This window comes from Vibrio sp. B172a (assembly GCF_030248355.1).
GTDB classification, from domain to species: domain Bacteria; phylum Pseudomonadota; class Gammaproteobacteria; order Enterobacterales; family Vibrionaceae; genus Vibrio; species Vibrio owensii.
Window position 1 is genome coordinate 1 of the sequence record NZ_JAHGAC010000003.1, and the last position, 12,982, is coordinate 12,982.

The following is a 12,982-nucleotide window of genomic DNA, read 5'->3' on the forward strand; positions in this document are numbered from 1 at the left end:
ATTCTCGATTCTCGATTCTCTTACAGCTTATCAGTCAGCTCGATTGCTTGACCGATGTAGTTCGCTGGCGTCATCTCTTTCAGACGTGCTTTCTCGTGCTCAGGAAGCTCAAGGCCGTCGATGAAGTTACGCATTGCTTCGCCGTCTACACGCTTACCACGAGTTAGCTCTTTTAGCTTCTCGTATGGCTTCTCGATGCCGTAACGACGCATTACTGTTTGTACTGGCTCTGCTAGTACTTCCCAGTTCTTGTCTAGTTCAGCAAGAAGCGCTTCACGGTTTACTTCTAGCTTGCTGATGCCTTTAAGCGTAGAAGTGTAAGCGATGATTGCGTAGCCAACACCAACACCAAGGTTACGTAGAACTGTTGAGTCAGTTAGGTCACGCTGCCAACGAGAGATAGGCAGTTTCTGTGCTAGGTGGCCGAATACCGCGTTCGCAAGACCTAGGTTACCTTCTGAGTTTTCAAAGTCGATTGGGTTAACTTTGTGAGGCATTGTTGAAGAACCAATCTCACCAGCAATAGTTTTTTGCTTGAAGTGGCCTAGTGCAATGTAACCCCAGACGTCACGGTCGAAGTCAATAAGGATAGTGTTGAAACGAGCGATAGCGTCGAACAGCTCAGCGATGTAATCGTGCGGTTCGATTTGAGTTGTGTAAGGGTTCCAAGTTACGCCTAGAGACTCAGTGATGAACTCTTCAGAGAACTTGTGCCAATCTAGCTCTGGGTAAGCAGAAAGGTGTGCGTTGTAGTTACCTACTGCACCGTTGATTTTCGCTAGGATCTCAACGTTTTCGATTTGCTTGAATTGACGCTCCATACGGTACGCCACGTTTGCCATTTCTTTACCCATAGTAGATGGAGAAGCTGGCTGACCGTGTGTACGAGATAGAAGAGGAATGTCGCGGTATTCCACTGCTAGCGCTTTGATAGCGTCGATTAGGTTACGGATTTCTGGAAGAATCACGTTCTCACGCGCTTCTTTAAGCATTAGAGCGTGTGATGTGTTGTTGATGTCTTCAGAAGTACATGCGAAGTGGAAGAACTCGTTTACTGCGTGCAGTTCAGGAACGTCTGCTACTTTCTCTTTTAGGAAGTACTCAACCGCTTTTACGTCGTGGTTAGTTGTACGCTCGATCTCTTTGATACGGCGTGCATCTTCTTCAGAGAAGTTTGCAGCAAGGTCGTCTAGGAATTGGTTTGCTTCTGCGCTAAACGCTGGCACTTCTGCAATTTCAGCAGTAGCAGCAAGCTTTTGTAGCCAGCGGATTTCAACGATAGTACGGTACTTTAGTAGACCGTATTCACTGAAAATTTCGCGTAACGCAATTGTCTTGCTTCCGTAACGGCCGTCTACTGGTGAAACAGCAGTCAATGCTGACAGTTCCATGATGTTCTCCTGAATTGGGTTTCTAAATTTCGTGAGCTTTATACCAATAACTGTGGCAATTGTCACGAATATTGCGCAAACGTTTGCGCGAGATTTGTTTTGGTCGAAAAAAATGAGCTCGCGATAAACGCGAGCTGCTTACTTGATACCTTATTACATTCGAGCAAGAAGGATTTGTGCTTGCTCTACCATCTTCTTGCGTCCGAAAATCAGGTGGCGACGCTTGCCGCCAACTTGACGCCAGAGTACTGCGCTACGAATACCCGATAACAACAGCGCGCGAACTTTGTGCTGGTTAGAGGTTTGTTGCAGTACCGATGGAGTACCAGTTACTTGAATACGAGGACCAATAGGGCTGACTACATCCAAGTAAATGCTTGCTAGGTTGCTGATCATTTGATCATCTAGCAATTCAAAATGTTCCGTTTGACGCTGAGCCATTTGAATGCGGTCACCAAGTTGTGACATTGCATCGTTACGACCCGATAGCTTGCGCTCTAATGCCATTAGGCTGATGATGTAGCGAGTGACTTCACTTCCCGATGGGGTGCTATCAATCCCTTTCACCAAGCATTCAAGACCCAGCTTAAGGTCGGCTTCGCGGCCGAAAACACCAATGGTGTTCGCTGGGCTAGTATTCAAAATGGCGTTAATTGACGTTTCAAAGGCATCTTGATCACAATGTCCGTTTCTCGCTACCTGTTGAACTAAGGCAACAGCTTGGCAGATACCTGCAAAAGCGATAGTACGGTCATAAAGTGTATTCGCCACGTAACGACTCCTAAGCTTGAGAATATTTAATGCGTTGCTCGATGATGCCGCCACCTAGGCACACGTCATCTTTGTAGAACACTGCTGATTGACCTGGAGTTACAGCAATTTGTGGCTCATCAAAGATCACTTTAATGTTTTCATCATCGATAGGGATGATTGTACAAGGAATATCTTCCTGACGGTAACGAGTTTTCACTGTGCACTTCATAACATCGCGAATTGGCTCACGATCTACCCAGTGAAGTTGTGATGCAAGTAGACCTTCTGATTTCAACATTGGATGGTCTTTACCTTGAACGGCAATCAAAACGTTACGCTCTAGATCTTTCTCACCAACGAACCATGGGTCTTCGTTACCACCGCCGCCTTTACGGCCACCGATGTGTAGACCTTTACGCTGACCAAGCGTGTGGTACATCAGGCCTTGATGTTGACCAATCACTTCGCCTTCAGGTGTTTCGATGTTGCCTGGTTGAGCTGGAAGGTAGCGACCTAGGAATTCTGTAAACTTGCGTTCACCGATGAAACAAATACCCGTAGAGTCTTTCTTCTTCGCTGTGATTAGATCTTGCTCTTCCGCAATGCGGCGTACTTCTGGCTTCTCTAGGTCACCAACAGGGAATAGGCTACGTGCGATTTGCTCGTTGCTTAATGTGTACAGGAAGTAGCTTTGATCTTTGTTGCCATCGAGACCACGTAGCATTTGTGGTTTTTCACCGTTTTCAGGGAAAGAACGACGCACGTAGTGACCCATTGCAATGTAATCCGCATCAAGCACTTCATCAGCGAACTCTAGGAATGCTTTGAACTTGATTTCTTTGTTACAAAGAATGTCTGGGTTTGGTGTACGACCTGCTTTGTATTCTGCAAGGAAGTACTCAAATACGTTATCCCAGTATTCAGCAGCAAAGTTGATGGTGTGTAGGTGAATGCCCAGCTTGTCACATACTGCCTGAGCATCAGCAAGATCTTCTGCTGCTGTACAATACTCTTCGTTGTCATCTTCTTCCCAGTTCTTCATGAACAGGCCTTCTACTTGGTAGCCTTGTTGCTTTAGAAGATACGCAGAAACAGATGAATCAACGCCGCCGGACATACCGACGATGACTTTCTTTTGGCTGTTATCAGACATTACTAAACACCACTAAAATTAACGGGACGCAGATTCTACCAGAATCCACTGACCGGTGACAGATCCGAGATCGAAATCACACTTCGATTTTGGCTTAAATTTATCCAAATGCGAAGGTGAGGGTTAAATTCGATAAGTATAGAAGGGTTATATATGGCATAGTTGGCAAAAATCCAAGAGGAAAAAGCAAATGACTGAAGAAAACCAATTTATGCAAGAAAGTGAGTTGATTGAAATTGTTGAAAATCAGCTAGAAGATGGCAATCCGCTCAAAGTAAAAGAAACCCTGATGCGTTTAATGATGACGGGTACACCGCGTGAAGATGCGGTTGCGATGATGGCATGCGCAATGTCGATTGAGATTTTCGACGTGATGAAAAACGAAGGTGAATTCAATCTTAAACGCTACAGCGAGCACCTTGATCAATTACCAGATTTGGGTTTCATGGAAGGCGAATAGGCCGATTGAAAGAAAAAAGCAGACTGCAAACGTTTGCTATAATTGCCTTTATTGCTGCTTTAATAACGGCGGTATAGAATCCGTTCTCCTTTTCATCCCTTACTCAGACTAACAATATGAAATTTCCTGGACAACGCAAATCCAAGCACTATTTTCCTGTTCATGCTCGTGACCCATTGGTGAGCCAAGCACAAGAAAGCAAAAAGATGACGCGCACTCACATCATCGGCATTGATCAAACGCTGGTTGATATTGAAGCGAAAGTGACAACGGATGTGATTGAAAAGTACGGTTTGAGTAAAGGACACTCGTTGGTTATTGATGACGCTACAGCAGAAGCTTTGTACCAACAGCTAAAAGCAGAATGCCTTATTACCAATGAGTATGCAGGTGGTACGATCGGTAATACGCTGCACAACTACTCAGTGCTGGCCGATGACCGTTCAACTCTTCTGGGCGTAATGAGCCAAGATATCAAAATCGGCAGCTACGGTTACCGCTACCTATGTAACACATCTAGCCGTATGGACCTGAACTACCTACAAGGTGTTGATGGTGCAATCGGTCGTTGTTTTGCTCTGATTACCGAAGATGGTGAACGTACTTTCGCAATCAGCGAAGGTCAAATGAACCAACTTCACCCAGACAATATCCCTGAGAAGATCTTCAAGAGCGCATCTGCTCTAGTTCTTACTGCATACCTTGTTCGTTGTAAAGAAGGCGACCCAATGCCGGAAGCAACGATGCGTGCTATTGAATACGCGAAGAAACATGATGTACCAGTGGTATTAACGCTAGGTACTAAATTCGTTATTCAAGATGATCCAACATTCTGGCAAGAATTCATTCGTGACAATGTTTCTGTTGTTGCGATGAACGAAGACGAAGCAGAAGCATTAACGGGTGAGTCTGATCCTCTAGCTGCTTCAGATAAAACGCTTGAGTGGGCTGATCTGGTTCTTTGTACTGCTGGTCCTGTAGGCCTGTTTATGGCGGGTTACACTGAAGAAAGCGCTAAGCGTGAAACTTCATTGCCACTGCTTCCTGGTTCTATTGCTGAATTTAACCGTTTCGAATTTAGCCGTCCTGCTAAGAAAGACTCATGTGAAAATGCAATTAAAGTATATTCACATATCTCTCCGTACATGGGTGGCCCTGAAAAAATTAAGAACACCAATGGCGCAGGTGATGCGGCATTGTCTGCGGTTCTTCACGATATGGCAGCAAATAAATACCACAAAGAAAATGTGCCTAACTCAAGTAAGCACAGCAATGAGTATTTAACTTATTCTTCGTTCTCTCAAGTTTGTAAATACGCGAACCGAGCAAGTTACGAAGTGTTAGTGCAGCATTCTCCACGTCTTTCACGTGGTCTTCCTGAGCGTGAAGATAGCTTGGAAGAGGCATACTGGGAACGTTAATTCATTCTGTTGAATTACCCAACTTTGCACATAAGTGAAAAAATGGCGCATTTCGAATGCGCCATTTTTGTATCTATTTATAGATAAATAAAAAGGTTCCCATTGGGAACCTTTTTAAAATTCATAAATCTTTTATTAGATTAGGAAATCGTCTAGAGATTTACCTGCATCAAGTTGCTCTTGGATTGCAGAAGGTGTACGACCTTGACCTGTCCAAGTTTTTTCTTCGCCGCTAACGTCAGTGTATTTGTATTTAGCAGGGCGAGGAGCGCGTTTAGATTTTGCTTTAGTTTTTGTTTCACCAGCAAGTGCGCTAATTAGTGCTTCAACGTCGATACCGTCTTGAGCGATTTGCTCAGCGATAGCAGCTAGTTTTGCTTCTTGCTCAGCTTGTGCTGCGCGGTCTGCTTCTTCTGCTTCTTTACGCTCTTCAACAACGATAGTTAGTTTATCTAGAGCTTCTTCTAACTGTTCTAGAGTCAGCTCACGAGAAAATGCACGAAGGCTACGGATATTTAGAAGTGTTTTAGTCAGCTCTGACATAACGATTCCTATTAATAGGTTAAAAGGTTCGACATTGCTTATCGAGACGATAAATTAAATGCGAAACTAGAATTAAAACATAGAGTCCTTATATTTAACTTTATCTTTCTCATATGTGCAAATGCTAATTCATGATTTAGATTAAATTTCTTTAGTTTTTTCGGTAATCAACAATATTAATTAATCAAATTGAAATCTAATTAGCCATTTCTAACACTTTTTACTTTATAGATACTGTCTTTTTCTCGATCACCATCATGTTTATTTATAGCTTGAATTAAATTTCCATTTTTCTGACAGAAAAGGACGAGCTATCGAATGTTCGTATCGTCATATTTCTTTCATTTATTGTTGCACGTAAAACTATGGCGAATTTAATAGTAGTAATAAAGTTTCATAAACATCAAGGTTGAAGCGATTGCAGTTGCACAATGTATGATTGGATCACATTTCATTTATAAATCAAAAGCTCGATTATTTATTCATTTAATTTAGTTTGATGTGTTGCATTGGGAGGCTTCATAGGTACAATGACTGTCACCTGATGCAATATTGCAGACAATTTGTTGCTAATTTGTACAATTAGCAGTTAAAAGTTTGTTATTGCCGTAGAGGTGCAGTCTCGAAGAGTAGCTATTATTGGGGTGATGCCAATGAATAATAGTGGAAGGCGAAGATTGCCGAAGTAAGTGGCCTATCGAAACCACTTGCTGGGGTTGTCTCTGAAAGGAACAACACTGCCATAGTATATTTACATTAAACTATGGAGCGCTACTGTAGGGTTGGGTGAAGTGTTCGCTTCCCTGTCGCTAAGTTCAACATGAGCACGTATCGTATGCTACGTGACTTGTCTGCAGTAGATCTCTAGCCAAACTTTGGTTTTTGAAGATCATGAATTTAATAGATTTTGCACATTCTCCTGTTTCGTTATTACCGCCTATTGTCGCGCTGACGCTGGCGATTCTAACTCGACGTGTTTTAGTTTCTCTTGGTGTAGGTATCGTACTTGGTGCGGTTCTACTTAACGATTGGTCTATCGGTAACACGATAGGTTATGTAAGTTCTCAAGTTTCTTCTGTCTTTATTGAAGACGGTGGTATCAACACTTGGAACATGAGTATTGTTGGCTTCCTTATCCTATTGGGAATGACCACTGCGCTGTTAACACTTTCTGGTGGTACTCGAGCTTTCGCTGAGTGGGCGCAAACACGAGTGAAAAGTAAACGCGGCTCTAAACTTCTTGCAGCCTTCCTTGGCGTGTTCATTTTTGTCGACGATTACTTTAACAGTCTTGCTGTTGGTGCGATCTCTCGCCCAGTGACTGACCGTTTCTATGTGTCTCGCGCTAAACTTGCGTACATCCTTGACTCAACCGCTGCACCAATGTGTGTGATCATGCCTGCTTCTAGTTGGGGTGCTTACATCATTACTATTATCGGCGGCATCTTGGTGTCACACGGTATCACTGAGTACTCTGCTCTTGGTGCTTACGTTCGTCTTATTCCTATGAACTTCTACGCGGTATTTGCTCTACTAATGGTATTTGCAGTGGCGTGGTTTGGTCTAGACATTGGTAAGATGCGTGAGCACGAAATCGCAGCTTCTCAAGGTCGCGGTTTTGACAAAGACAAAGAAAACGATACTCAAGAAGCGCATGAGCTTAACGAAGAGCTAGATATTCGCGAAAGCGAGAAGGGCAAGGTTTCTGACCTAGTACTTCCAATTGTTACGCTTATCATTGCTACGATCGCTTCGATGCTTTACACCGGTGGTCAAGCACTAGCAGCAGATGGTAAAGAATTTGCGCTTCTAGGTGCGTTTGAGAACACAGATGTTGGTACTTCTCTTATTTATGGTAGTTTGCTTGGTCTTGCAGTCGCATTGTTCACTGTAATTAAGCAGGGCATACCAATGGTTGAGATTGCACGCACGCTTTGGATTGGTGCTAAATCAATGTTTGGTGCGATCCTAATCCTAGTGTTTGCTTGGACTATCGGTTCTGTTATCGGTGACATGAAGACAGGTTCTTACCTATCTACAATGGCACAAGGCAACATTAACCCACACTGGCTACCAGTTATCCTATTCTTGCTATCTGGCCTAATGGCATTCTCAACAGGTACTTCATGGGGTACGTTCGGCATCATGCTACCAATCGCGGGTGATATGGCTGGCGCAACAGACGTAGCGCTAATGTTACCGATGCTAAGTGCGGTTCTTGCTGGTGCGGTATTCGGTGACCACTGTTCACCAATCTCAGATACGACGATCTTGTCATCGACTGGTGCACGTTGTAACCATATCGATCACGTATCAACTCAGTTACCTTATGCATTATCAGTCGCGCTTGTTTCATGCGTGGGCTTTATTGCTCTTGGTATGACAGCTTCAATTGCGTTCTCTTTCATCGCAGCGTCGATTACATTCGTTATCGTTTGCGCGATTTTGTCATGGCTTTCAAAGTCAAAAATGGCATCTTGCCAGAGTGCGTAATTCACTGAATTAAAAAGTAAAATTATAGGAGGCTTCGGCCTCCTTTTTTATTTGTATTATACAATTCGTTTTTTTTTAAAATTAAGGGTTGAAAAAAGTAATCAGCTTAGTTAGTGTGGTTACTAACAAAGCAAATGAGAAGAGCCTTGAAATAAGTATGCGTAATTTTGTAATGAACATTCATCACCATCATCACCCAATTTAGTCTTTCGGGAGATGTACGCATACCCGGGAGATAGGAAACTCCCGGAGGTGAAAATCAAAGTGAAAACAGATTTCAAACCCTCGGGAGACCAAAATCTCTCGAGGGTTTTTTAGTTTTACTGGTTTATAAAATATTTAAATTACCGAATCTGGCACAGGGATAAAGCAATGCAAACACAACGCTTAAGAATTGCAATTCAGAAAAAAGGTCGTCTTAGCAAAGAGAGCCAAGCTCTACTTAAAAAATGCGGCGTGAAATTCAACGTGATGGGTGAGCGCTTAGTTGTTCATTCTGAAAATATGCCAATTGATTTACTTTTGGTTCGTGACGACGATATTCCTGGTCTAATTATGGATGGTGTTGTTGACCTTGGCTTTATTGGTGAAAACGAACTTGAAGAAGTTCGCCTTGATCGTAAGGCGCTTGGCGAACCATGTGAATTTGTTCCGCTTCGTCGTCTAGATTTCGGTGGCTGCCGTTTGTCTATCGCAATCAATAAAGACGAGGAGTACAACGGTCCTCAAGATCTAGCGGGCAAACGTATCGCAACCACATACCCGCAACTGCTAAAAGCTTACATGGATGAAGCGGGCGTTCCTTTCTCAACATGTATGCTAACAGGCTCGGTAGAAGTTGCCCCTCGCGCTGGTCTTGCGGATGCGATTGCTGACTTAGTCTCTACTGGTGCTACGTTGGAAGCGAACGGCCTTAAAGAAGCAGAAATCATCTTCAAATCAAAAGCGACACTGATTCAACGCACCGGCGAATTTGAGGCAGATAAAGTCGCGCTAATCGAAAAACTTCTGACTCGTATGCAAGGCGTACAGCAAGCAAAAGAGTCTAAGTACATCATGCTACACGCACCAGCTGAGAAGCTAGACCAAATCAAAGCTCTACTTCCTGGCGCAGAAGACCCAACGGTATTACCTCTGTCTGCTGACAAGCAAAAAGTTGCGGTTCATTTGGTAAGTACTGAAAACCTGTTCTGGGAAACCATGGAACAGCTAAAGGAACTGGGTGCGAGCTCAATTCTGGTACTACCAATTGAAAAAATGATGGAGTAATCGCAATGAGAACAGTTGTATGGCAATCGCTGAGTGAAACTCAACAAGACTCGATTCTAGAACGTCCGGCAATCGCAGAAGGCGCAAACATCACTGCTGCGGTTTCTGAAGTAATCGCAAAAGTTCGTAAAGAGGGTGATGCTGCATTATTGGAGCTGACTGAGAAGTTTGACCGTGTGAAGCCGGAATCCATTCGTGTATCAGCGCAAGAAATCGATGAGGCGTCTGCTCGCCTTTCTGAAAAGATGAAAGGTGCGCTTGAGCAAGCTTATGCAAACATCTCGAAGTTTCATAAAGCACAAAAGCCACAACCAATTAAAGTAGAAACTCAGCCGGGTGTCCTTTGTGAGCAAGTAACACGCCCAATTCAAAAAGTGGGTTTGTACATTCCTGGCGGTAGTGCGCCATTGCCTTCGACTGTTCTAATGCTAGGCGTTCCTGCAAAAATTGCCGGTTGTCGTAAAGTGGTGCTTTGTTCTCCACCGCCAATCGCTGACGAGATTCTGTACGTAGCGAAACTGTGCGGTATTGATGAAGTGTATAACGTTGGCGGTGGCCAAGCGGTCGCTGCAATGGCTTACGGCACAGAGACTGTATCGAAAGTTGATAAGATCTTTGGTCCAGGTAACGCTTATGTGACCGAAGCAAAACGTCAGGTTAGCAATGATTTCCGCGGTGCTGCGATTGATATGCCTGCAGGCCCATCTGAAGTGCTTGTGATTGCCGATGAAACCGCAGATGCAGACTTTATCGCTGCGGATCTTTTGAGCCAAGCAGAGCACGGTCCTGATTCTCAAGTGGTACTTGTGACTCCTTCTCCTGTTATTGCTGATCAAGTGACGGATGCGGTTCAACGTCAGCTTAAGGAGCTATCTCGTGCGGATATCGCCGAGCAAGCATTGGCTTCAAGCTTGATCATTATTGCCGAGTCTCTTACTCAATCGGTTTCCATCTCGAATTACTACGGTCCTGAGCACTTAATTGTTCAGACTAAGAACCCACGCGAGCTTCTACCTCTATTAGATAACGCCGGTTCTATCTTTCTTGGTGATTGGTCGCCTGAATCAGCAGGTGATTACGCATCGGGCACCAACCACGTTCTTCCTACTTACGGTTACACACGCACGTATTCAAGCTTAGGCTTAGCGGACTTTTCGAAACGTATGACGGTTCAAGAACTGTCTGCTGATGGTCTAAAGAACCTTGCACCAACGGTGGTAACCATGGCGGAAGCAGAAGGTCTGGATGCGCACAAACGTGCAGTGACCATTCGCGTAGAAAAACTGGCAGCTAAGTAAGAGGATATTGAGATGGAAAAGCTAGCGCGCAAACAAGTCCAACAACTTACCCCTTATATGTCGGCTCGTCGAATTGGTGGTACCGGTGACGTATGGCTAAACGCCAACGAATCGCCATTCAATAATGAATACAAAACAGACTTCGCTCGTCTTAATCGTTACAGCGAATGTCAGCCTAAAGAACTGATTTCTGCTTACGCAGCCTATGCGGGTGTGAAACCAGAGCAAACACTAACATCTCGCGGAGCGGATGAAGGTATTGAACTATTGATTCGTGCTTTCTGTGAACCGGGTGAAGATGCGATTCTTTACTGCCCACCGACTTACGGTATGTACGCCATCAGTGCAGAAACCATCGGTGTAGAGCGCAAAACCGTGCCGCTAACGTCAGATTGGCAACTAGACCTTGCAGGCATCGAAGCCAATCTGGATAACGTGAAACTGGTTTTTGTATGTTCGCCAAACAACCCAACAGGTAACTTGGTTAAGCGTGAGGACATTGTGTCTCTGCTTGAGATGACAAAAGACCGTGCAATCGTGGTGATGGATGAAGCGTACATCGATTTTTGTCCAGAAGCGTCAACGGTAGACCTACTGGCGCAATACCCGAATCTTGCGATTTTGCGTACTCTGTCGAAAGCTTTCGCGCTTGCTGGTCTGCGTTGTGGATTTACGCTTGCGAACGAAGAGCTGATTAATGTACTTCTTAAAGTTATCGCACCTTACCCAGTCCCGGTTCCAGTGGCAGAAATTGCGACTCAGGCGCTTTCGGAAGCTGGTTTAGCGCGAGCGAAGTTCCAAGTTCTTGATCTGAATGCAAACCGTGCTTACTTGCAAGTTGGCCTTTCAATGATTCTGAGTTTGGAAGTGTTTGAAGGGTGGGGGAACTACCTATTGGTGAAATTCCCAGATGGCGATGATCTTTTCAAAGCGGCTTGGGATACGGGCATTATTTTGCGTAACTCGCCAATTGAGAACTGTGTACGTATCAGTGTTGGTAACCGCGACGAGTGTGAAAAAACGCTTGGATTTATTAGAAACTACTACGCATAAGTAGAGACAAAATTAATCGCTCTCGCTCAATTGCGGGAGCGCCAAAAGAATAGCAATAAGGAAGTTCCCGAGTGAGCAAACAACAAAAAATCCTTTTTATTGATCGTGATGGCACCTTAATTGTTGAGCCGCCGATTGATTTTCAAGTAGACCGTTTAGACAAACTAAAGCTAGAGCCATTTGTTATCCCAAGCCTGTTGTCGTTGCAGGATGCAGGATACCGTCTAGTGATGGTCACGAACCAAGATGGTTTGGGTACTGACAGCTACCCACAAGCTGATTTTGATGCACCACACAACATGATGATGGAGATCTTTGAGTCTCAAGGTGTGAAGTTTGATGACGTGCTGATTTGTCCTCACTTCGATGAAGATAACTGCTCTTGCCGTAAGCCTAAACTGGGCTTGGTAAAAGAGTACCTTCAAGGTGGCCAAGTGGATTTCCAAAACTCCGTTGTGATTGGCGATCGTCAAACCGATCTTCAACTTGCAGAAAACATGGCAATTCGTGGCATTCAATACAACCCAGAAACCATGGGTTGGAAACAGATCCTAAAAGATCTGACGGTGAAGGCACGCGTTGCTGAAGTGGTTCGCACCACAAAAGAAACAGACATCAAAGTATTCGTTAATCTCGATGAGCAAGGCGGTAACGATATTTCTACAGGTCTTGGCTTCTTTGACCACATGCTGGATCAAATCGCGACGCACGGTGGATTCCAAATGGTGTGCAAAGTGGAAGGTGACCTGCACATTGATGATCACCACACGGTAGAAGATACCGCTCTTGCGTTGGGTCAAGCGTTGAAAGAAGCACTGGGTGACAAACGTGGTATTGGTCGCTTTGGTTTCAGCCTGCCAATGGATGAGTGCTTGGCGCAATGCGCACTGGACCTATCTGGTCGTCCTTACCTTAAATTCGACGCGCAATTCAGCCGTGAGCAAGTGGGTGATCTTTCAACAGAGATGGTAGTTCACTTCTTCCGCTCTCTGACTGACACATTAGCATGTACGTTGCACCTTTCTTCTGCGGGCAACAATGATCATCACATCATTGAAAGCTTGTTTAAAGCGTTTGGTCGTACTTTGCGCCAAGCAATCAAAGTAGAAGGCACTGAGCTACCAAGTAGTAAAGGCGTACTTTAAGGC

General features: G+C 44.4%; 11 protein-coding genes, 1 riboswitch and 1 other annotated feature. Of the genes, 7 read left to right on the forward strand and 4 right to left on the reverse strand.

The window, feature by feature from the left end; genetic code table 11:
• Positions 1–20 precede the first annotated feature (20 nt).
• From purB to mnmA, 3 genes are all read right to left on the reverse strand, one after another.
• Positions 21–1,391, reverse strand: coding sequence for an adenylosuccinate lyase (purB, locus tag KIT90_RS03615; protein WP_005378198.1), 1,371 nt, complete (start codon positions 1,389–1,391; stop codon positions 21–23).
• A gap of 153 nt (positions 1,392–1,544) precedes the next feature.
• Positions 1,545–2,162, reverse strand: a complete 618-nt coding sequence (gene hflD, locus KIT90_RS03620) for a high frequency lysogenization protein HflD (protein WP_005437207.1) — start codon at positions 2,160–2,162, stop codon at positions 1,545–1,547.
• 10 nt (positions 2,163–2,172) lie between these two features.
• Positions 2,173–3,297 (reverse strand): tRNA 2-thiouridine(34) synthase MnmA, encoded by a 1,125-nt coding sequence (mnmA, locus tag KIT90_RS03625; protein WP_009705752.1) that lies wholly within the window; start codon positions 3,295–3,297, stop codon positions 2,173–2,175.
• 190 nt (positions 3,298–3,487) lie between these two features.
• Between mnmA and KIT90_RS03630 the strand changes: the two genes are divergently transcribed.
• Both KIT90_RS03630 and KIT90_RS03635 read left to right on the forward strand, forming a co-directional pair.
• Positions 3,488–3,757 (forward strand): hypothetical protein, encoded by a 270-nt coding sequence (locus KIT90_RS03630; RefSeq protein ID WP_005437209.1) that lies wholly within the window; start codon positions 3,488–3,490, stop codon positions 3,755–3,757.
• 116 nt (positions 3,758–3,873) lie between these two features.
• A complete protein-coding gene (locus KIT90_RS03635) occupies positions 3,874–5,178 on the forward strand; it encodes an inosine/guanosine kinase (protein ID WP_009705753.1) in 1,305 nt (434 codons plus the stop codon).
• Positions 5,179–5,313: 135 nt separating this feature from the next.
• Here KIT90_RS03635 and KIT90_RS03640 read toward each other — a convergent pair whose 3' ends face one another.
• Positions 5,314–5,721: an H-NS family nucleoid-associated regulatory protein gene (locus KIT90_RS03640; RefSeq protein ID WP_005437211.1), complete on the reverse strand. Its 408-nt coding sequence runs from the start codon at positions 5,719–5,721 to the stop codon at positions 5,314–5,316.
• Between the two features lie 601 nt (positions 5,722–6,322).
• Positions 6,323–6,503: riboswitch (Lysine riboswitch) on the forward strand.
• A gap of 109 nt (positions 6,504–6,612) precedes the next feature.
• Here KIT90_RS03640 and tet(35) point away from each other — a divergent pair.
• The 5 genes from tet(35) to hisB all read left to right on the forward strand — a co-directional run bounded on the left by tet(35) (position 6,613) and on the right by hisB (position 12,979).
• Positions 6,613–8,214, forward strand: a complete 1,602-nt coding sequence (gene tet(35), locus KIT90_RS03645; protein WP_009705754.1) for a tetracycline efflux Na+/H+ antiporter family transporter Tet(35) — start codon at positions 6,613–6,615, stop codon at positions 8,212–8,214.
• Positions 8,215–8,394: 180 nt separating this feature from the next.
• Positions 8,395–8,533: a sequence feature (His leader region), on the forward strand.
• Positions 8,534–8,586: 53 nt separating this feature from the next.
• Positions 8,587–9,483, forward strand: coding sequence for an ATP phosphoribosyltransferase (gene hisG, locus KIT90_RS03650; protein ID WP_285375358.1), 897 nt, complete (start codon positions 8,587–8,589; stop codon positions 9,481–9,483).
• A 5-nt stretch (positions 9,484–9,488) separates the two neighbouring features.
• A complete protein-coding gene (hisD, locus tag KIT90_RS03655; protein WP_005437216.1) occupies positions 9,489–10,781 on the forward strand; it encodes a histidinol dehydrogenase in 1,293 nt (430 codons plus the stop codon).
• 12 nt (positions 10,782–10,793) lie between these two features.
• Positions 10,794–11,834, forward strand: a complete 1,041-nt coding sequence (gene hisC, locus KIT90_RS03660; protein ID WP_258497402.1) for a histidinol-phosphate transaminase — start codon at positions 10,794–10,796, stop codon at positions 11,832–11,834.
• Between the two features lie 71 nt (positions 11,835–11,905).
• On the forward strand, positions 11,906–12,979 hold the full coding sequence (hisB, locus tag KIT90_RS03665; protein ID WP_285375363.1) for a bifunctional histidinol-phosphatase/imidazoleglycerol-phosphate dehydratase HisB: 1,074 nt from the start codon (positions 11,906–11,908) through the stop codon (positions 12,977–12,979).
• Positions 12,980–12,982: the final 3 nt, after the last annotated feature.

What these genes read in the sequence shown, in the direction of transcription:
- purB (WP_005378198.1), bottom strand. Translation starts at nt 1,391, where the DNA reads ATGGAACTGTCAGCATTGACTGCTGTTTCACCAGTAGACGGCCGTTAC.
- mnmA (WP_009705752.1), bottom strand. Translation starts at nt 3,297, where the DNA reads ATGTCTGATAACAGCCAAAAGAAAGTCATCGTCGGTATGTCCGGCGGC.
- KIT90_RS03630 (WP_005437209.1), top strand. Translation starts at nt 3,488, where the DNA reads ATGACTGAAGAAAACCAATTTATGCAAGAAAGTGAGTTGATTGAAATT.
- KIT90_RS03635 (WP_009705753.1), top strand. Translation starts at nt 3,874, where the DNA reads ATGAAATTTCCTGGACAACGCAAATCCAAGCACTATTTTCCTGTTCAT.
- KIT90_RS03640 (WP_005437211.1), bottom strand. Translation starts at nt 5,721, where the DNA reads ATGTCAGAGCTGACTAAAACACTTCTAAATATCCGTAGCCTTCGTGCA.
- hisG (WP_285375358.1), top strand. Translation starts at nt 8,587, where the DNA reads ATGCAAACACAACGCTTAAGAATTGCAATTCAGAAAAAAGGTCGTCTT.
- hisD (WP_005437216.1), top strand. Translation starts at nt 9,489, where the DNA reads ATGAGAACAGTTGTATGGCAATCGCTGAGTGAAACTCAACAAGACTCG.
- hisC (WP_258497402.1), top strand. Translation starts at nt 10,794, where the DNA reads ATGGAAAAGCTAGCGCGCAAACAAGTCCAACAACTTACCCCTTATATG.